General features: G+C 38.3%; 18 protein-coding genes and 2 pseudogenes. All 20 read left to right on the top strand.

The window, feature by feature from the left end:
* Window positions 1–163: 163 nt before the first annotated feature.
* Window positions 164–376, top strand: a complete 213-nt coding sequence (locus tag JCM9140_RS24940) for a ketopantoate reductase family protein (RefSeq protein ID WP_034748001.1) — start codon at window positions 164–166, stop codon at window positions 374–376.
* Window positions 370–1,098: a ketopantoate reductase family protein gene (locus tag JCM9140_RS14670; protein WP_034748000.1), complete on the top strand. Its 729-nt coding sequence runs from the start codon at window positions 370–372 to the stop codon at window positions 1,096–1,098. Before JCM9140_RS24940 ends, JCM9140_RS14670 begins: the two co-directional genes overlap by 7 nt.
* 314 nt (window positions 1,099–1,412) lie before the next feature.
* Window positions 1,413–1,802, top strand: a complete 390-nt coding sequence (locus JCM9140_RS14665; protein WP_034748012.1) for a PaaI family thioesterase — start codon at window positions 1,413–1,415, stop codon at window positions 1,800–1,802.
* A 34-nt stretch (window positions 1,803–1,836) separates the two neighbouring features.
* The gene (locus tag JCM9140_RS14660; protein ID WP_034748010.1) at window positions 1,837–3,021 is read left to right on the top strand and encodes a thiolase family protein; all 1,185 of its coding nucleotides are present in this window, start codon (window positions 1,837–1,839) and stop codon (window positions 3,019–3,021) included.
* A gap of 97 nt (window positions 3,022–3,118) precedes the next feature.
* Window positions 3,119–3,889, top strand: coding sequence for an SDR family oxidoreductase (locus tag JCM9140_RS14655; RefSeq protein WP_034747998.1), 771 nt, complete (start codon window positions 3,119–3,121; stop codon window positions 3,887–3,889).
* A gap of 424 nt (window positions 3,890–4,313) precedes the next feature.
* Complete coding sequence (locus JCM9140_RS14650) at window positions 4,314–5,981, top strand: sigma-54 interaction domain-containing protein (RefSeq protein ID WP_052002285.1); 1,668 nt, start codon at window positions 4,314–4,316, stop codon at window positions 5,979–5,981.
* 307 nt (window positions 5,982–6,288) lie between these two features.
* Window positions 6,289–7,437 (top strand): acyl-CoA dehydrogenase family protein, encoded by a 1,149-nt coding sequence (locus tag JCM9140_RS14645; protein WP_034747996.1) that lies wholly within the window; start codon window positions 6,289–6,291, stop codon window positions 7,435–7,437.
* Window positions 7,438–7,500: 63 nt separating this feature from the next.
* Window positions 7,501–9,456: a TRAP transporter permease gene (locus JCM9140_RS14640; RefSeq protein ID WP_081727707.1), complete on the top strand. Its 1,956-nt coding sequence runs from the start codon at window positions 7,501–7,503 to the stop codon at window positions 9,454–9,456.
* 36 nt (window positions 9,457–9,492) lie between these two features.
* Window positions 9,493–10,545 (top strand): TAXI family TRAP transporter solute-binding subunit, encoded by a 1,053-nt coding sequence (locus JCM9140_RS14635; protein WP_034747994.1) that lies wholly within the window; start codon window positions 9,493–9,495, stop codon window positions 10,543–10,545.
* Window positions 10,546–10,623: 78 nt separating this feature from the next.
* Complete coding sequence (locus JCM9140_RS14630; protein ID WP_034747992.1) at window positions 10,624–12,237, top strand: long-chain-fatty-acid--CoA ligase; 1,614 nt, start codon at window positions 10,624–10,626, stop codon at window positions 12,235–12,237.
* Window positions 12,238–12,528 carry a 3-hydroxyacyl-CoA dehydrogenase family protein gene (locus JCM9140_RS25255; protein WP_369384434.1) on the top strand — a complete coding sequence of 97 codons (291 nt, stop codon included), beginning with the start codon at window positions 12,238–12,240 and terminating at the stop codon, window positions 12,526–12,528.
* Entirely contained in the window at window positions 12,524–13,093 is a 570-nt protein-coding gene (locus JCM9140_RS14625) for a 3-hydroxyacyl-CoA dehydrogenase family protein (RefSeq protein ID WP_369384435.1), read from the top strand. Before JCM9140_RS25255 ends, JCM9140_RS14625 begins: the two co-directional genes overlap by 5 nt.
* Window positions 13,094–13,109: 16 nt before the next feature.
* Window positions 13,110–14,275 (top strand): annotated as a pseudogene (locus tag JCM9140_RS14620) (thiolase family protein).
* 26 nt (window positions 14,276–14,301) lie between these two features.
* The gene (locus JCM9140_RS14615; RefSeq protein ID WP_034747991.1) at window positions 14,302–15,081 is read left to right on the top strand and encodes an enoyl-CoA hydratase/isomerase family protein; all 780 of its coding nucleotides are present in this window, start codon (window positions 14,302–14,304) and stop codon (window positions 15,079–15,081) included.
* 3 nt (window positions 15,082–15,084) lie between these two features.
* The gene (locus tag JCM9140_RS14610) at window positions 15,085–15,495 is read left to right on the top strand and encodes a PaaI family thioesterase (protein ID WP_034747989.1); all 411 of its coding nucleotides are present in this window, start codon (window positions 15,085–15,087) and stop codon (window positions 15,493–15,495) included.
* A 4-nt stretch (window positions 15,496–15,499) separates the two neighbouring features.
* Window positions 15,500–16,261, top strand: coding sequence for an SDR family NAD(P)-dependent oxidoreductase (locus tag JCM9140_RS14605; RefSeq protein ID WP_034748004.1), 762 nt, complete (start codon window positions 15,500–15,502; stop codon window positions 16,259–16,261).
* Window positions 16,262–16,728: 467 nt separating this feature from the next.
* The gene (locus tag JCM9140_RS14595; protein WP_034747985.1) at window positions 16,729–18,063 is read left to right on the top strand and encodes a hypothetical protein; all 1,335 of its coding nucleotides are present in this window, start codon (window positions 16,729–16,731) and stop codon (window positions 18,061–18,063) included.
* A gap of 33 nt (window positions 18,064–18,096) precedes the next feature.
* Window positions 18,097–18,942, top strand: coding sequence for a 3-hydroxyacyl-CoA dehydrogenase (locus JCM9140_RS14590; protein WP_034747983.1), 846 nt, complete (start codon window positions 18,097–18,099; stop codon window positions 18,940–18,942).
* A gap of 39 nt (window positions 18,943–18,981) precedes the next feature.
* Entirely contained in the window at window positions 18,982–20,133 is a 1,152-nt protein-coding gene (locus JCM9140_RS14585) for an acyl-CoA dehydrogenase family protein (RefSeq protein ID WP_034747981.1), read from the top strand.
* 17 nt (window positions 20,134–20,150) lie between these two features.
* Window positions 20,151–20,920 (top strand): annotated as a pseudogene (locus JCM9140_RS14580) (electron transfer flavoprotein subunit beta/FixA family protein).
* Window positions 20,921–20,930: the final 10 nt, after the last annotated feature.

Here is a 20,930-nt window from a genome sequence, read left to right as displayed (position 1 = left end):
GATAAAACACAACCCATTGGGTTGTGTTTTTTTGCTGTCTAATTAGTTTGGAAAGAGAGATGGATAAATTTCGTGCACCGTACTCAACTAATAGAGGCTAATTGAAAGAAATGGCACAATAGTTGCATCTATAGTAGAGAAATAATCTGTTAGGTGGGATTTGATGAAAATAATCATTGTAGGTGCTGGGGCTGTTGGAGGTTTTATAGGTGGTTTATTACAACAAGCTGGAAATGATGTTACATTTCTTGCACGTGGCAGACACTTAGAGAAAATGAAAGAAAATGGATTAACAGTTAATCATGAAGACGAAACGATTAAGGTAAGTGGAAATTTTTCAGATGATTTTAGTACTGTGGCGGGAGCGATTTGTTAATAATTACGGTTAAATCTACAGAAACGGTTGAAGTCTGTCAACAAATAAAACGGTATCTGACGAAAAATACGTATCTATTAAGCTTACAGAATGGAGTCATTAATGAAGAAATTTTAAGTGAGATGTTTGGAAGAGAATGGATCCTTTCAGGAGTGGCCTATGTGACAGCTAGAGTGGAAGAGCCCGGTAAGGTGGAACAAAGTGGAAAGCATATGTTTATCATCGGAAATTTAACCTCGGTACAAAAAGAAATGACTGATCAAGTTATTCGTTTATTTCAAGAAGCAGGTATACAAAGTAAATATTCAAGTGAAATTACAAAAAAGAAATGGGAAAAATCATTATGGAATGTCACTTTTAATCCACTGTCAGTTGTGTCGAGTGCATCCGTAGGGGAAATTTTAGATGATCAAAAATTGAGGAGAACGGCTGAATTAGTTTTAAAAGAAATAGTTGAAGTAGCAAAGCATCATAAGATTGAGATTACAAAAGAAATGGAATCACGAGTGTTTAAAAATGCTGAGAGCGCTAAACACCATACAACGTCTATGCTACAAGATTACAAGAATAAAAAGCCAATGGAAATCGAAGCTCTATGTGGATATTTTGTAAAATCAGGAGAGAAGATTGGTTTGAATGTTCCGGTATTAAAGACCATTTATTCTATATTATTATTTATTGATCATTCAAATAGATCGCAGCCTGATTCATATTTGAATTAATGAACAAAAATGAATCGAATAAATTAGCCGTTAACCTTAATGATTATTCAATTTTGAATCTTTTTATTGTTATTAGTAGCAACCTCTAAAGTTCTTTCCAAGGATACGTAATTCATATCAAGTTGAAGCTTTTGGTTAGAAGTGGGAAACTGAAAGGCTTTCTTTACTTCGAGGATACCTCAAACGTTCAAAAAACAACGATTTGAGATACCCTTTTTTTTTGGCATGTTTTTTGCTTGAAGAAAGGTAGTCACTTAATGTCTATAAGAATCTATACAAGAGTTAAAAAATTGAGAGGAGTGAATCCATTGGATATGTTAGATTCTCCACCTTCAAAAAGGGGCCCCTTTTCTAATCATCTTAACTTTGATGTAAACCTTAATCATAAAAAGGTCATTACGACCTTAAAAGTGGAAGAATTTCATTTAAATAATAAAGGTATTGTGCATGGTGGTGTGATGGCGTCCATGATGGATAATGTCATAGGGGATTCTATTGCCATGGCCGTAAACTGTCCAGTTATTACCATTAGTTTAACGATCAATTATCTTGCACCAGTAAAATTGGGGGCTTTACTTACTGCAACGGGAGAAATCATTCAACAAGGTTATAAGATTGCAACAGCAGAAGGATTTATTAAGGATCAAGAAGGTCAGTTAGTCGCCAAAGGTGTGGCTACATTTAAGATCATTCGGAGCAAGTAGTGGCAAAAACTAATTGGAAAAGAGGGAGATAATGATGAGAAACGACGTCGTCATCGTTAGTGCCGTCCGTACGGCAGTTGGTCGCTTTGGTGGTTCATTAAAGGGAGTGAGTTCAGGAGACTTAGGAGCAATCGTTATAAAGGAAGCATTAAAAAGAGGGAAGGTCAATCCTGAACTAGTAGATGAAGTTATTTTAGGAGAGGTCAGGCAAACAACGGAATCTTCTAATGTGGCTAGGGTCGCTTCATTAAGAGCTGGAGTGAGAGAGTCTGCTTCTGCTTTTACGGTGAACCGATTATGCGCGTCTGGAATGGAAGCGATTGTTTCCGGAACCCAGCAAATTCTGCTAGATCATTCTGAAATCGTCGTGGCGGGTGGAACGGAAAATATGAGTCGAGCGCCCTTTTATTTAAGAAATTCTCGTTTTGGGGAAGGGAATCCAACATTAGTTGATTCAAATACGGAGAATGGTCAACAGCCACAGGAGATATACGGAAGTCACCTCGGTATGGGAATGACCGCTGAAAATGTAGCTGAACGCTATCAAGTTTCACGTGAAGACCAAGATCATTTTGCTTTATTTAGTCAACAAAAAGCTGCAGAAGCAATTAATAATGGGCGCTTTCAGGATGAAATCGTTCCAATCGATGTAAAAGAAAGAAAGAGAAGTTTCATCTTTGATACGGATGAGTTTCCTAGACCAAACACAACTTTGGAAGCGTTAACAAAACTAAAGCCGGCATTCAGAGAAAATGGTTCTGTTACAGCAGGAAATGCGTGTGGAAGAAATGATGGGGCTGCAGCTGTTGTTCTAATGTCTAGTGTGAAAGCACAGGAACTGGGCTTAAAGCCACTTGCTAGAATTGTTGATTGGGCTACAGCTGGCGTATCGCCTGAAGTGATGGGAATTGGACCAGTACCTGCGATCTCAAAATTGCTGAAACGCACCGGTAAAGATCTTAATGAGATCGGATTAATTGAATTAAATGAAGCTTTTTCCTCTCAATCATTGGCTGTTATTCGGGAAGCGGGTTTAAACATTGAAAAAGTGAATGTAAATGGTGGGGCAATTGCATTAGGTCACCCTCTTGGAGCGACAGGCTGTCGAATTGTCACCTCATTAATCCATGAAATGCAAAAACGAAAGGAGCAATTTGGGATTGCTACATTATGTGTTGGGGGCGGTCAAGGTATGGCCATTATGGTTGAACATATGTAGGTTTGCTTCTATAAAGAAAAGTTTAATGTATGAGCATACTTCAAGATTCTACAAGAACATTAAAGCTAACGTGACCATTACAAAAGGGAGGAACACAATGAGCGTCTTTCAATTATTCGATTTGACAGGAAAAGTAGCTTTAGTTACAGGAGGAGGGAGGGGGTTAGGGAAACAAATCGCGGAGGCTTTGGCAGAAGCCGGTTGTCACATGGCTATTTGTTCAAGAAAGTTAGAAAATTGCCAAGAAACGGCCGATCAATTAGGAGAAAAAGGGGTTAAGACGTTAGCACTCGCTTGTGATGTTACTAGTAAAGATGATGTCAAGGCAGTGGTCAATAAAGTACTTTCTCAGTTTGGAAGGATTGACATTTTAGTTAATAATAGCGGTGCAACTTGGGGAGCGACGGTTGAAGATATGCCAGCGGAAGCTTGGGATAAAGTTATGAATGTGAACGTGAAAGGGACGTTCTTAATGTCTCAAGAGGTTGGGAAATCGATGATTCAAAAGGGATCTGGAAAAATTATAAACATTGCTTCTGTCGCTGGTTTAAAAGCGGAACCTGAAGAAGTACTAAATGCAATTGGGTATAGCACAAGTAAGGCTGCTGTGATCCACTTCACAAAAGATTTAGCAAGAAAATGGGCAAAGCATCAAGTCTATGTAAATTCAATTGCTCCTGGATTTTTTCCGACGACAATGACCAAGGCAGTACTAGATAGAAAAGGGAAAGATATTGTTTCCCACATTCCGTTAAAACGGATTGGGGATGAGAACATGTTAAAAGGGGCAGCTCTTTATCTAGCCTCTTCTGCAAGTGATTTTGTAACAGGCCAAACACTTGTTGTAGATGGTGGAGCTTCCCTTTAGGGGGAAGGTCACCATTTTAACGGCTCTCTCAATGGCAAAGAGAGGGATAGTAAGGCTCCATTCGTTTACCCGTCTCGAAAGGGAAGCCAGGCTCGAGGCGAGTATAGCGATATCATATATGTTTCGGGGGTGTCCTAAAGGTAAATTTCACCTTTAAGGACAACCCCTTATCTGTGTTAATAAATACGTGATGGTTAATTTAGAAAACCTATGATATTGTTAGTATATCTAAAGAAATCAGTTGGAATAGGGAAATAGTATGAAGAAATAAGACGAACCATAAAAATGTATGCGCTTTAATTTTGGTGGTGCAACTTCTTCATTTTAAAATATAGTAGAAACTGTTCTGTTCATTATCACTACTGAATATGAAAGTAATTTCATTTCATTTTTCTTCATTTGTAATAGAAGGGGGAGTTTTCTATTGGATTTCGAATTCTTAAATTTATTGCCTAATCCATCGTTTGTTACGGACATAAAAGGAAATGTTGAATTTCAAAACAATAAAATGCAGGTGTTTGTCGAAAAGGCAGAAACAAAAAACATCATTCATTTACTAATGGATCAAACGGATGATAAATTTATTTTTACAAATGCGGATCAAGCCTCTTATCTTTTCGTGAAATCTGAGCTAAGGGATTATGGTGACTTTTATTTATATATGGGTATTGAATCAAGTTCCATCGAAAAGTTAATCAAAAAATTAAAAGAAACCGAGCAACTCAATCGAGAATTAGATACGATTATTGAAAATTCGTATGATGGTATATATATTACTGATTCTGAAGGAAGAACATTGAAAACAAATACGTCAATTGAGAGAATAACAGGTATCCCAAAGGAATATTACATAGGAAAAAAAGTAGACAATTTGATAAAGAGAGGCATTTTAGAAAACTCAGTGACCCATAAAGTAGTGAAAGAAAAAAGGACTGTTTCGATCGTTCAAGCAAATTTTAAAGGGAAAGAAACGTTAATTACGGGGAATCCTGTTTTTAATAAAAATGGTGAAGTAGAGAAAGTCGTAACAAATATTAGAGATTTATCTGAGCTCAATGAACTGCAATTAGCTTTAAGAAAAGCAAATGAGTTAAATGAAAATTATAAGAAAGAATTGGAAAAGTTAAAGGGAGGTAATAGGAATATAGAGGGGATTATTGTTTCGAGTCAAGAGTTGAAGATGGTTTACGAGACGGCTCAGCGTATTTCCAATGTAGATGCTACGGTGCTCATATTAGGTGAAACCGGGGTTGGTAAGGATGTCCTAGCTAAGTTTATATTTAACAATAGTTTACGAGCAAAAGATGGCGAGTTTATCAAAATTAACTGTGGAGCGATTCCTCCAGATTTATTAGAGTCTGAATTATTCGGGTATGAGAGTGGGGCTTTTACGGGAGCAAGCAAAAACGGGAAGCCAGGTATGTTTGAGTTGGCGAATAATGGTGTTCTTTTTTTGGATGAGATAGGAGAATTAACGCTTTCCCTTCAAGTGAAATTATTACGAGCATTGCAAGAACAAGAAATCCAACGAATTGGCGGGACAAAAACGAAAAAGGTCAATGTTCGCGTCATTGCTGCAACAAATCGTAATTTGAAGGAAATGGTGAATGAAGGTACATTCAGGGAAGACTTGTTTTATCGCTTAAATGTTATTCCAATCTGCATTCCACCATTACGTGATCGAAGGGATGATATTCTTCCCTTAGTCGGTTTGTTTTTAAATCAAGTGAATAAAAAGTATGGTTTTCATAAGATTCTAGATAAAAAATTAAAGGATTTCTTAAAAAATTATCATTGGCCAGGAAATACAAGAGAGTTGGCTAATCTAATAGAAAGAATGGTTTTAACAACGGAAGCCGATTTCTTATCGATTGATAATTTACCTTTTGAATATCGGGAGACGTCCCATATAAATGAAATGATAACAGATTCTCTTACTTTAAAAGAGGCGGTTGAATTTACGGAAGAAAAGATATTAGCTAATGCTGCTAAGAAATATGATAATACGTATGAGATTGCTAAAGCTTTAGCAACGAGTCAACCAACTATTGTAAGAAAATTAAAGAAATACAAGATAACAATTAAACAGTAGATGAATTACACGTGGAGATCCTTTTAGGGGGTTCTCCCTTTTTGCTAATAAATATAAATCATTACAATACATAATTGAATCATTAAATTCCTAGGGTTTATAAGGTTTTTCAATATTTGGAATTCATTCTTGAATTTTTTAAAAGAATTTGTTTAATCAGCAAAGAGAGAGCATGTTCCTAAAATGCGTCTATTTCCCTGGTTTAGCAATGAGAACGTATACAATTATAGGAAAAATCCTCACTTTTAAAAGATTGGCATGAACATTGCATTTTAAACAATGAATAACCATTTAGGAGGAATTTCAAATGACAATTGTTCTAACAGATGAATTGCAACAAATGAAAACGATGGTTCGGAACTTTGTGGAGAAGGAAGTTGAACCATATGCCCAGCAAATAGAAGAAGAAGATGTGATCCCTCAGCACCTTGTTGAGAAAGCAAAAGAACTTGGCCTCTTTGGGATGAGTATACCAGAAGAATATGGTGGGATTGGCCTTAATACAGTTGGGAAGGCTGTTGTATTGGAGCAACTAGGGAGAACGCATAATGGCTTCGTATCCTTAATCAGTGCGCACACAGGGATTGGAAGTACAGGATTGGTCAAATTAGCATCTGAATCATTAAAGCGCAAATATTTACCAGACATGGCCGCAGGTAATAAAATTGCAGCATTTGCTTTATCTGAGCCGGGAGCCGGATCGGATGCAACGAATTTAGCGACAACAGCTGAAAAAAAAGGTGACTATTGGGTGGTAAATGGAACAAAGCATTTCATTACGAATGGACCAGTCGCGGATGTATTTACTGTCTTTGCCCTTACGGATAGAGAAAAAGGAGCCAAGGGAGGAATAACTGCATTTTTAATTGAAAAGGATTTTCCTGGATTAATTGTTGGTAAAAAAGATAAAAAAATGGGGCTGCGTGGTTCATACACGTCTCAGATTATTTTTGAAGATTGTATTGTTCCTCAGGAAAATGTCATTGGAGAAGTCGGCATGGGCTATATTAATGCGTTAACTATTCTAGGAGAAGGTCGTGTTGGTTTAGCGGCAAGAGCGGTTGGTTCCTGTGACAAATTGATTGAATTGTCTGCTAAGTATGCGAAGGAAAGAATTCAGTTTGGTAAACCGATTGCAAGTAATCAAGGAATTCAATGGATGTTAGCTGAGATGGCTACAGAAACGGAGGCAGCAAGAGCTTTGGCAATGAGTGCTGCAGTAAAAATTGATGAAGGGAAAAAAGTTATTAAAGAAGCTGCGATGGCGAAGTTGTTTGCTTCTGACGTATATAATCGAGTAGCTGATCAAGCATTACAAATACATGGTGGAATTGGCTATATTGCTGAATACGCTGTCGAACGCTTTTATAGAGATGCTAGAATTACAAAAATTTACGAAGGAACAAATGAGATTCAAAAAGTGATTATTTCAAGACGAATTCTTGAAGAAACTTAAGATTACGCACCTGGGCTTTGTAAGGACTATTTTATCGTGAGTTAAGTTTAAGGTGGTGAAAATGTGAAAGAAGCAAGTAAATCTCCTAAAAAAATCGATACAGAGATTCAAGAAAAACCATCCTATATCGAAACACTTTGGAAAACGAGAGGTTCAAAGTGGAATAGGGCTCGAGTGTTGTCTTTGATTATTGCCGTTCTTGCTATTGGGTTATCGCTCTTTCACATCTATACGGCAGGTTATGGGACATTGCCGTCATGGCAACAAAGAAGTGTCCACGTTATTTGGGCCTTGCTGTTAATCTTTCTCTTGTTCCCTTTCAAAAAAGGAAAGGAATTTGGCTGGGTTGATGTTATTTTTGTCTTAATCACATTGGCTACCGCTGCCTATATGTTGTTTGATGCACAAGGGATTCAGAGCAGGCAGGGGAATGTCAGTACGAATGATATGATGTTTGGTACCGTGCTATTAGCTTTAATTCTTGAAGCAACGAGAAGAACAAATGGCTTGTTGATGTCATTTATTGGGCTGTTTTTCCTAGCTTATATCTTTTTAGGTCAATATTTTCCGGGAGCGTTAGCACATCCAGGTGTACGTTATGGCAAAGTCATTGATCAGATGTTTAATAGTACTTTAGGGATTTTTAGTTCACCGATTTACGTTAGTTCGACGATGCTTATTTTGTTTGTCATCTTTGGATCCTTTTTAATGAAATCAGGCGGCGGACAATTTTTTACGAACTTTGCTTTTGGAGCGTTAGGAAATAAATCGGGTGGTCCGGCTCTTTCTGCTGTAGGAGCGAGCGCATTAGTTTCAACGATTACTGGAAACGGAGCGGCAAATGCAGCCATTACGGGATCCTTTACGATTCCATTGATGAAAAAGTTAGGTTATAAAAAGAAGTTTGCGGCTGCTGTTGAGGCCGTAGCCTCTCAAGGTGGGCAAATTATGCCACCGATCATGGGAGCTTCTGTTTTTATTATGGCTGAAGCAACTGGAGTCCCCTATATTAAATTAGCATTTTATGCTTTAATACCAGCCGTGATTTACTTTTTAATTGCTGGTTTTATCGTCTATTTCCATGCAAAACGTTTAAAGCTTGAAGGAATCCCGAAGGAACAGCTGCCAAGTGTAAAGGAAGTTTTGTTAAAACAAAGTTACTTGTTCCTTCCTATTGCCCTTATTATTGGGTTAATGATTTATGGATTCAGCCCAATGAAAGCTGGATTTTATGCGATCATTGCGACGGTTGTTTTAAGCTGGATTCGTAAAAAAACGAGAATGGACTTACTAAAGATTTTAGCAGCTTTAGAGAATGGAACGAAGAGTGCACTTGCTGTTATTGCAGCCTGTGCGATGGCAGGAATTGTTGTGGGGGCTGTTTCCCTTACAGGATTAGGATTAACTTTTTCGCGATTTATGGTTGATCTTGCCGGTGGCAATTTGTTCGTTTTACTACTATTAATGGCAGTTGCTTCAATCATTTTGGGGATGGGAATGCCTACTGTATCAGCTTATGTAATTTTGTCTATTTTAGGCGTACCAGCCTTAACCGATCTGGGAGTGAATTTAATTGCTGCACACATGTTTGTTTTCTATTTTGGAGTATTATCTGGACTAACACCTCCTGTTGCTATAACGGCATATACGACCGCAGGAATTGCAGGTTCAAATCCAAATGGAACGGCATTGTATGCGATGAGAATTGGCTTTGGCGGGTTCTTCCTTCCGTTTATATTTGTCTACAATCCGCAACTCCTTATGCAAGGAGGAAATACTCTAGAGATCACGCTCGTAACTGTAAGCGCTTTAATTAGCTGCTTCTTACTTGCGGCATCAATAGAGGGCTATTTTATTCAGCTCTTGAGTGTTATACAAAGAATTCTTTTATTTGTGGGAGCAGTTGGTTTAGTGGTTCCAGGAATAGCAGGTGACTTATTTGGAATAGCTGCTTTGATCATCGTTTTTCTTTGGCAAAAATCCAAAAATAATAATGTACCAAAACAACTATCGGCTTAAGTGATGAATGGTCAAACAATAGAATGGGGGATAAACATGAGCAAAAAATTAGTTAGTATAATTCTGGCTGGCTTGTTACTGACTGTCTTGGTTGCATGTGGGGGAGAACAAACAGATAGTGAAGTGAAACAAGAGGAGACGACGAGCGAATCTAGTAATGATGCGCCTGCAGAAAAAGTTCAACCTCAGGATCGTTTTTTACGAATTGGATCGGGTCCAATGGGTTCGGGCTGGTATCCGATTACAACAACGCTATCAGAAGTTTATATGGATGGATTTGATGGGTTGAATGCATCTCAACTAGAGGGGGGATCAGTTTCAAATTTAAAAGCAATGGAGCTTGGTGATATTGAATATAGTATCAACTATACTTCTGATTTTATTGATGCTATAGAAGGAAATGGTGATTTCGAAGAGGCATTAACAAAGCCTGCAGGTCTAGCTTCTATATATCCAGTTTTTCAAACAATAGCGACTCTGGCAGATCGTAACGAGATTAATACCATTGAAGATATTATCAGCAAGCATATTTTCTTAGGTCCCCAAAATGGTGGCGGACCAGTAGCCTTCTGGAGAATGATGGAAGAGTATGGATATGACGAAGAGACGATCAAGCAAGCTGGTGGGAGGATCTCATATGGTAATTATTCCGATGGAGCTTCGATGCTGACAGATGGAAATGTCGACGTCTTTGTTGGTGGAGGAGCCCCGCAAGTAACCTCATTGCAAGAAATTGAATTAACGAGAGAAGTAAAGATCATTCCAATTGATCAAGAACAGCTAGAAAGCTTACAAAGTCGTGGCTATGGTATCTCTTATGAGAATATTCCAGCAGGTTCATACAAAGGACAGGATGAGGACATTCCTACGTACACTCTTGTTACAATGCTAACGGTTTCTAATGATTTAAACGAAGACTACGTTTATCATTTAACAAAAATGTTCTGGGAAAACATGTCTGAATTTGAAAGGTCGGTACCAGGCCGTGCTGAAAACTTTACACTTGACACCGCTTTAGACGGGATAAATGAAGAAATGCTGCATCCTGGAGCGAAAAAATACTATGAAGAAGTTAGCGCATTAAACTAAGGCTTACTTTTATGAGCAACCATTTCATAAGTGGTTGCTCTAAATTATCAATCTAGATTGAAAGGGTGAATATAGTAGATGACACGCCCATGGCAGAAAGCGTTACCCGTGAAGCCAGAGGAACTGATTATTCCAGAAGTATCTTTATATATGATCTTAAAAAAGACAGCAGAAAGATTTCAAGATCGTGCTGCCATTATCTTTGAAGGAAAAAAGATTACGTATCCACAGCTTTTAAATCGTGTCAATAAATTAGCAGATTCTTTTAACCGTTTAGGAATGAAAAAGGGAGAAAGAATTGGCTTAATGCTATCCAATCATCCGGATTACATTGTCAGCTATTATGCAGCTCAAGCATTAGGTTTAATTGTTGTTCAAATCAATCCAATGTACACCCCACGAGAATTGTTCCAAATCGTCGATAATTCAAAACTAAATCATATGGTGGTAGAGCGTGACTCCCTTGATATTGTAAACCAAGTCCAATTTATGTACCCCTTCAATTCACTCATTCTTGCAGGAGAAAAAACAGAGGAAGTTGACCATAATAGTAGTTATTTATTAGCGGACTTAATAAAAAATGGCTCTCTGACAATTAGGCCTGCAGACATATCAGTTCGCGAGGATATAGCTGTTATTCAATATACAGGAGGAACATCCGGGAAAATCAAAGGAGCAATGTTAACACATTATAACCTAGTAGCAAATGTTATTCAAAGCCGGCTCATGTATGGCAATGACATGAAGGATGGAAAAGAAATGGTCTTAACCGCGACTCCGCTGTATCACGTATATGCGATGACAAGTGCGATGAATTTAGGGATTTATATTGGTAGCACCATTCTATTATTTAAGAAATTCGAGATACAGGAAGTGCTAGAAAGTATTCAGACATACCAACCGACGTTTTTTCCAGGTGTGCCCCGCATGTACAATGCATTCGTTAATCACCCAAATGTCGATCAATATGGTTTAGATTGCTTAAAGTTTTGTTCAAGTGGATCAGCTCCATTGCCAGTCGAGATCATTAAAAAGTTTGAAAGTTTAACAGGTGCTATTATTGGTGAGGGCTTTGGTCTGTCTGAAACGTCTCCATCTACTCATCGAAATCCTTTTTTGGGAGTAAGAAAAGTAGGGAGTATCGGAATCCCTTTACCAGGTACAGATTGTAAAGTCGTCGATGATGATAACAATGAACTCCCTACTAAATCCGTCGGAGAATTAATTATCAAGGGTCCTCAAGTCATGAAAGGCTACTGGAATAATGAAGTAGAGACGCTCCAAGCATTACAAAATGGTTGGCTCTATACGGGTGATCTAGCGATGATGGATGATGATGGATATTTTTATATTGTTGGACGAAAGAAGGAAATGATTATTAATGGAGGCTTTAACATTTATCCGCAAGAAGTAGAAGGTGTTTTATACGAACACCCTTATATAAAAGAAGCAGTAGTTGTTGGCCTCCCTGATCTGGATAAAGGGGAAGTAGTGAAAGCTTACGTTGTTGTAAAAGAAGGCTATCAACTTGACCTTGAAGAGCTTAAGGGACATTGCTACCGAAATCTAACTCGTTATAAAGTTCCCAAACTATTTGAGATTCGTGATTCATTGCCAAGAAATACAGTCGGGAAGCTGCTCAAGCGTAAATTAATAGAGGAAGAAAAAGCGAAGAATGAAAGGGTGGATTAGATGACGATCAAAAAAGTGGCTGTTATAGGGTCAGGAACGATGGGATCACAAATAGCAATGGTGTGTGCACTAGCTGGATACGACGTGATTCTCCAAGATATTAGTGAGGAAAGCTTAGAAAAAGCGAAAGAGTCTCTTACTGAACATATGGAAAGAAGAATAAAAAAAGGTAGATTAACAGAAGAACAAGTTAAGGAAGGATTTGCTAGACTAACTTTTTCTACTTCGATTCATTCATTAAATACAGCGGATTTTGTAATTGAAGCGGCAGTAGAAAAACTAGACAATTAAGCGAGAAATTTTCAAAAAATTAGATGAAGTCACTCCGAAGCATGCTATTTTAGCGACAAATAGCTCAACCATTGTCAGTTCAAAACTTGCAGACGTTACATCAAGGCCAGATAAGGTATGCAATGTCCACTTTTTTAACCCAGCTCTAGTTATGGAACTTGTAGAAGTTGTTCAGGGACCACATACATCTGATCAAACGGCACAAATGTCAGTCGAGTTTGTGAATTCAATTCATAAATTACCTGTTTTATTGAAAAAAGAAATTTCAGGATTTGTCGCAAACCGAATACTAGGTAAATTAATGGATGAAGCCGTTTATTTATTAGAAAATGGCTATGCCACGCATGAAGACATTGATTTAGTTTGTACGAAAGCGTTAAATCACCCGATAGGTCCTTTTGCTTTAATGGATTTAACAGGAATTGACGTCAATTACTTTGTTCGAATGCAACGCTATCAAGAATCAGGAAATGAATCTGATAAGCCTGCTAAGTTGATTCAAGAGAAAGTTGAAAGAGGAGAGTTAGGTAGAAAATCGGGAAAAGGTTTTTACACATATAGTTAACGAAAAGGAGGCATGAATCATGGTAAATGCCGTCATTGTATCAGCAGTAAGAACACCTATTGCAAAGCAGGGAGGAGCACTTGCGGCAATCGATCCTTCTGTTTATGGGGCAGCGTCATACAAGAAGCGATCAAAAGAGCGAATCTTATCGTGGAAGAAATAAGTGATGTTATTTTTGGTAACTGCTTATCTGGTGGAGGCAATATGGCGAGATTAACATTGCTAGAAGCGGGTCTCCCAATTAAAGTTCCGGGGATGACCATTGATCGGCAGTGTGGCTCTGGTATTAATAGTGTTGCCTTAGCGGCAGATCGAGTGAAGTTAAACCCAAGTGAAGTTATTCTTGCAGGTGGAACGGAGAGTATGTCCAGGTCGCCATACTTGCTTTTGCCGCAAGAGCGTCCATATGATCGACTGCCTCCGCAATTTGTAAAAAGACGACTGTCTCCAGATTTTATTGGAGATCCCGGTATGGGAATTACAGCCGAAAATTTAGCCGAAAAATATAACATTACAAGGGAAGAGCAGGATCAGTTTGCCCTCCGGAGTCAGCAGAATATGCAACGAGCAGTCGAAAACGGATTTTTTGATGAGCAAATGGTCTCGATACAGCTACCAGGAAAGAAAGGTCCGATTACTTTTGAAAAAGATGAGCATCCTCGTCCGAATACGAAATTAGAAGGTCTAATGAAATTGAAGCCTGTCTTTAAAAAGGATGGGAGTGTCACTGCTGGGAATTCATCAGGAGTTAATGACGGGGCTTCAGCTCTTGTCATCATGAGTGAAGAATTAGCAAAAGAAAGAGGATTAGAAGTTTTAGCAAAAATAAAAGATTGGAGCGTTGCAGGGGTGGACCCAAATGTGATGGGAATTGGACCTGTCCCAGCTGTACAAAGGTTATTAAAGAAAACGGGAATGAATCTAGCTGACTTCGACTTAATTGAACTAAATGAAGCTTTTGCCTCTCAGGTGCTTGCCTGCCAACGTGAATTAGAATTTGATTTGGAAAAGGTAAATGTCAATGGTGGAGCGATTGCTCACGGGCATCCAATTGCTGCGACTGGATCTATGCTCGTTACGAAACTAGTCTATGAAATGAAACGAAGAAAGGTAAACAGAGGATTAGTTACGGCCTGCATTGGTGGTGGTCAGGGAATTGCCTTAGCATTAGAAAGAGATTAATAGCTTATTAAAAGGAGTGGTTATCAGTGAAATTTTCTAATATCGAAGTGACAAAGGAAAATCAAATTGGATTTATTAAAATAAATCGTCCGGAAGTACGAAATGCCCTGAATAAAGAAACGTTGGAAGAGTTCATTAATGCTCTTAATCTATTAAAGGATGATCAAGAAGTAGGATGTGTTGTCTTTACAGGAGCGGGTGGAAAATCCTTTGCAGCTGGTGCTGATATTAGCCAGCTCAAGGAAAAAACGATGCTAGATGCCTTTAATCCTAGTGGGATGCAAAATGTTTATACTGTCATTGAGTCATATGAGAAACCGACCATCGCGATGGTGAACGGTTTTGCTATTGGTGGCGGATGTGAACTAGCGATGGCTTGTGATATTCGAATTGCCTCTGCGAATGCCAAATTTGGCTTGCCAGAGTTGAATTTATCAATTATTCCTGGAGCAGGGGGGACACAACGTTTAGCTCGTATCGTCGGAAAAGGCAAAGCACTTGAAATGATCTTAACCGGAAAAATCATCACGGCTGAAGAAGCTTACCGAATTGGGTTAGTTACTGACTTTGTTGAGTCTGATCATTTATTAGAAAAAGTAAAGGAAACAGCAGGACAAATTTTAGCCAAAGGACCGTTAGCAGTCAAGCTAGCCAAACTTTCTGTCAATCTAGGAACCGAAACGGACATGCAAACAGGTTTGATGATTGAAAAATTAGCACAAGCCATTTTATTTTCATCAGAAGATAAAAATGAAGGTACGGCAGCCTTCTTAGAGAAACGAACTCCTAATTTTCAGGGGAAATAACAGATGACTACATTAACCTTGAATGAGATGAAAAATAAAATAGAATCTAGTTTATTTATGAATCATATAGGCTTTGAAGTAAGTGAATTCACCGAGGATAAAGTCGTTCTAGCATTTCAAATTAGAGATTATGCGTTAAACGTAAATGGTACGTTACATGGCGGCATTCAGGCGTCCATGCTTGATATTATTACAGGAATGGCCGTCCGGGCGAAAACTAAAAAAGATTGCGTGACATTGAATCTAAACATTCATTATTTGGCACCGGCATATGAAGGCGAGATGTATGCAACAGCTACCATTCTTCAGCAAGGACATAAGATCATGACTGTTGAAGGAGAAATTCGTACGAAAGAACATGTATTGATTTCAAAATGTATTGGTGTATTTAAGGTAATTGAACAAAGGAAGTGATGCATTGAAGCAATTAGAGGGGAAGGTCGCTATCATTACTGGAGGAAGCAAAGGAATTGGAAAGGAAATCGCCAAGAAGTTTGCTGCTCAAGGTGGAAAGGTATGCGTATTAGATCTAGACGATACTGCTTTGAATGAAACAAAAAAGGAATGTTTCAAAATGGGTTTAGAACTAGAAACCTTTCAAGTAGATGTTTGTCAACTTACAAAGGTTGAACAGACGTTTGAACATATTGCAAATAAATTTAAAAAGATTGATATCCTTGTCAATAATGCAGGTGTTATTCGCGATAATTTGTTTTTTAAAATGACGGAGGAAGACTGGGATACTGTTATGAATGTCCATTTAAAAGGAAGCTTTCATTGCAGCCAAATCGCTCAACAATACATGGTGCGTGAACAGTATGGACGAATCATAAATATTTCTTCAACCTCAGCCTTAGGGAAGAGAGGGCAAGCGAACTATTCTGCCGCGAAAGCAGGAGTTCAAGGCTTGACGAAGACGCTTGCTATTGAGCTCGGTCGATTTGGTATCACTGTTAATGCAATCGCACCAGGGTTCATTGAAACGGATATGACAAAGGCAACGGCTCAGAGGCTTGGAATTGACTTTAAAGAATTGATCCGAACAAACAAGAAAATGATTCCAGTTGGGCGATCAGGTAAACCGTCTGATATAGCCAATGCTGCCCTCTTCTTTGCTTTAGAGGCAAGCTCTTTTGTCAGTGGGCAAGTGTTATATGTCGCAGGAGGTCCAAGAACTTAGTCGTAAAAAAGAGCGTGTTCTAAAGGTTTTTGCCTTAGAAACGCTCTTTTGCATTCTAAAGGAATTAGTTCAAGTTAACGAAAGTTCCGCTAATACAAATTCGTATCATCCTCTTTCTGGACAATGCAGTCGTTTTTTCCTTTTAAATCAGGCTTTTTCGCCGATGATTCACTTTTGTATTATTGGATACGCCTTTGAATCACATCTGATTGTTTCTTCTTTAGTTGTCTGGTGTAAAAGAGAAAAGGATTCTTCTAATAACGCTGATAAATCAGGATTTTTAAAACTAGCTTAGAAGTAGTGAAAAGTTGGCATGTAATTTGCATCTGAATTTAATGTAAATCAAAAGAAGAAAACTGAACAAGGTAAATAAGAGGGGGTAAAAGAATCAGCCATAGCTCGAAGTGGTGTGGTAATTGGAGACATTTATCTTAAACGGAGAATCGAACGATTATTGGGGGTGAGCCGTGGAGTCGATAAGAAGTTGGTCGATTTGGGTACTCGCTATCTCGTTTTTGACCCATACGTTTTTTGCTCTCCCATACGGGGAGAAAATAGTAGGGTTTCTCACATTAATCGTTATTCTATTACTCCTTTCAAAATTAAAAGGTTTCTCAAAAGTCATTAGTTCATCGATGCTCTTTATCGGGATCATTGTCATGTTTAGTAGTGGGAATGCTGAAAATTGGGAAGAGAGTATAATGGTTAATTTGCCTTTAGTCGTGTTGCTTGTGTTCGTTCCGATCTTATCATTCCCGATTGGGTTAGGAAAGTACGATGAGCATGTAGGGCATTTTATAAAACGCTATAGCGGAAGTTCTAGAAAGTTATTTTTCTCAATTACAGGGATGTTCTTTCTACTAGGTCCTATTATCAATATGGGAACGATCAGGTTAATCGATGATCTTTTAAAAAAATTACAATTGCCAGAAGAGTTTTTAGCTAAAAGTTACTTGCGGGGATTTACGGCGATTATTATGTGGTCACCTTTTTTTGCATCGCTGTTACTGGTGCTTCATCTAGTTAATGTCCCACTCTATTCGTATCTACCGGCAGCAATCGTTGTTGGATTGTTACACCTTCTGGTCAGTAATGTCCTTTTTATAAAAGAATCGAAAAAGATGAAGTGGACAATAGTAGAAAGACCACATTTTCGTTTAAGAAAGTTAAATGAATTAATTGTTATTTTTTGTTTGTTTTTTTTACTCGTCTTTGTACTAGATTTCCTTTTTAACATAAAAATGGTCATTAGTGTGACGATTGCAGCTTTGCTTTTGTCTATATTATGGAGTCTGTATTTGAAAGCACCAAAAGGATTTCTTGCTCGATTTAAGCAGTATCGCAAGCAGGCTATTGATTTAAGTGCGAATGAAATTGTGTTATTTCTTACGGCAGGTTATTTTGGTTCAGTTATTTCAAAAACACCTGTAGGGGAAGTTATTAATCACATCATTGTATCGTTGGGGAACCTTTCCGTTTTACTCTTAATCTTCTCTATTATTCTTTTTACGGGTTTACTAGCTATGGTAGGGCTCCATCAAATTGTGACGATCAGTGCACTTGCTACAACAGTTGTAGCCGTTGACATAGGGATTGATCCAGTCATCTTTGCTTTAACTTTGATGTGCGCGTGGACATCTGCCACGATTGTTTCACCCATTACAGCTGTTAATGTCATTTTATTTAATTTGTTAAATAGAGGCTTTAAAGATATAGCCATTAGATGGAACGGTATTTTTACGCTTGTCATTATCAGCGTTTATACCCTTTCTATTTATATGTTACATCTTATTTTCTACTAGCATTCAATCATGCATCGGAAGGAGTGAACAAGAATGAAAAATGTAGCTGTCATCGGCTCAGGGGTTATGGGAAGAGGGATCGCTTATGTTGCCGCTCTTAATGGCTTTACCGTTCATGTAAACGATATCAATCAGGAATCGCTTGCAAAGGCCCAACAATATATTGAAAGTGAACTAACCAAAAGTGCGTCAAGAGGTTTTATCGAAGAAGAAGAGATTCAGTCGACATTAGCCAATTTAACCTTCTCTACTGATTTAGCAACTTGTGTGGAGGAAGCAGACTTAGTGATTGAAGCCGTACTAGAGTTAATGGAATTAAAAGTGAAAATTTTTAAGGAGTTGGATCAACTTTGTCGACCGGATACGATTTTAGCCACAAACACCTCGACCATGAGTCCAACTGAGATTGGTGCTCAAACGTCCCGCCCAGACAAAGTCATTGCGATGCACTTTTTTAATCCTGTCCACAAAATGAAGTTAATAGAGATTATTAAAGGACTTGATACGTCAGAAGAAACGTTTCAGCAAGTAGAAAAAGTCGGGCAACAAATGAAAAAGGAAACGGTTGAGATTAATGAATTTCCTGGTTTTGTTACAAGTCGAATGAATTGTCTGATTGGGAACGAGGCTATGAATATGCTGATGGAGGGGGTTGCATCAGCTGAAGATATTGATAAAGCAATGAAGTTAGGGTTGAACCACCCGATGGGGCCGCTTGAATTAGCAGATTTAGTCGGCTTAGATACAAGGTTACGTAATATGCAATATCTTTACGAGACACTAGGTGAAAAATACCGACCTTGCCCGCTATTAATTAAATATGTAAAGGCCGGTAAGTTAGGAAGAAAGACAGGTTCAGGGTTTTATCAATATAACTAATTTTTAAGTTTAGAGTTTTAAAGAGGAGAGTGAGACAAAATGAATTTTGGTTTCTCTGAAGAGATTGAACTTCTACGAAAAGGAGTTCGGAAATTTATTAGAGATGAAGTTGAAAGTGTCGCAATGGAAATTGAAGAAACGAATGAGATTCCTGAACGAATAAAGCAAATGACAAGAGATATGGGACTTTTTGGGTTAAGTATACCAGAGGAATATGGTGGTCTGGGTCTAGATATGGTTGGCAAATGTGCAATATATGAGGAAATTGGTAAAACTCATAACGGTTATACAACATTAGTTGGGGCTCATACAGGAATTGGAAGTGTAGGGATTGTCGAGCTCGGAACAGAAGAGCAAAAGCAAAAGTATTTACCAAAGATGGCAACAGGGGAATGGATTGGAGCCTTTGCCTTAACCGAACCAAGTGCGGGTTCAAATGCAGCGAATTTAAAAACCAGAGCAGAGAAAAAGGGTGATAAATATATTATTAATGGTTCAAAGCATTACATTACAAACGGGGTTGATGGTCATGTTTTCACCGTTATGGCAGTAACTGATCCTGAAAAGGGAGCGAAAGGAATCACTTCTTTTATTGTTGAAAAAGATTTTCCTGGTTTTAAGGTCGGAGCAGTTGAAGAAAAAATGGGACTTCGTGGCTCTCATTCAGTTGAATTGTTTTTTGAAGACTTAGAAGTACCAGTTGAAAACGTGCTCGGTGAAGAAGGAAAAGGTTATATTAATGCTTTGAAAATACTTGCAAATGGCCGAGCGGGTTTATCTGCACGAAATTTAGGATCATGTGAAAGATTGTTAGAGCATTGCCTTGATTATGTATTTGAAAGGGAACAATTCGGTAAACCGATTTATGAGCAACAAGTAATTCAGCATAAATTAGCTGACATGGCGATGCAAATTGAAGCCCTTCGCTCTCTTACGTACCGTGTTGCCTGGATGACTGATCAGAAACAAAGAGTCGTAAAAGAAGCTGCGATCGCAAAGCTTTACGGTTCTGAAGTGTATAACCGGATTGCTGATATCGCTGTACAAATTCATGGTGGAATTGGTTATATGAAGGACTACCCGATTGAGCGTTATTATCGAGACGCTAGAATTACCACGATCTATGAAGGCACTTCAGAGATTCAACGAAATATTATTGCGTCTGAGTTAGCAAGAGAGGTCAAAAAATAGAAAAAGGAGAGGTTAAGATGAATATATTCGTAATTATGAAACGAACGTTTGATACAGAGGAGAAAATCACGTTAAGCAGTGGACGGATTGATGATAGCGGGGCTGAATATATTATTAACCCTTACGATGAATATGCCATTGAAGAAGCAATCGTTCTACGCGATGAGCATGGTGGGGAAGTAACGGTTGTCACAGTTGGTGAAGAAGATGCTGAAAAAGAACTTCGGACAGCATTAGCAATGGGAGCAGATAAAGCGGTCTTACTAGATTGTGAGGAGGTAGAGGAGTTAGATCAATTTTCTACGGCTTCGATTCTAGCAGCTACTTAAAAGACCAAGAAATAGATATGATCTTAGCTGGAAATGTGGCAGTTGATGGCGGTTCAGGCCAAGTTGGTCCGCGGTTGGCGGAAATTTTAAATATTCCACAAGTGACAACGGTTACAAAACTGGCAGTTGAAGAGAGAAAAGCGACAATGGTAAGAGATGTTGAAGGAGATCAAGAAACAGTTGAGGTCGAGCTTCCTGTATTAATCACCGCTCAACAAGGCTTAAATGAACCGCGCTATCCATCTTTACCAGGGATTATGAAAGCAAAGAAAAAGCCGTTAGAAACACTAGATTTCGATGACTTAGATCTAGAGGAAGATGAAGTTGAAGCGAAAACCACAACAGTAGAAGTCTTTTTACCGCCAATTAAAGCAGCTGGAAAAGTACTAGAAGGAGAACCAGCAGAACAAGTGAAAGAGTTAGTAACACTACTTAAATCTGAAGCGAAAGTAATTTAATAGGAGGGGT

The organism is Halalkalibacter wakoensis JCM 9140 (genome assembly GCF_000513095.1).
Taxonomy (GTDB): domain Bacteria; phylum Bacillota; class Bacilli; order Bacillales; family Bacillaceae_D; genus Halalkalibacter; species Halalkalibacter wakoensis.
This window is presented reverse-complemented; position numbering and strand designations above follow the sequence as displayed.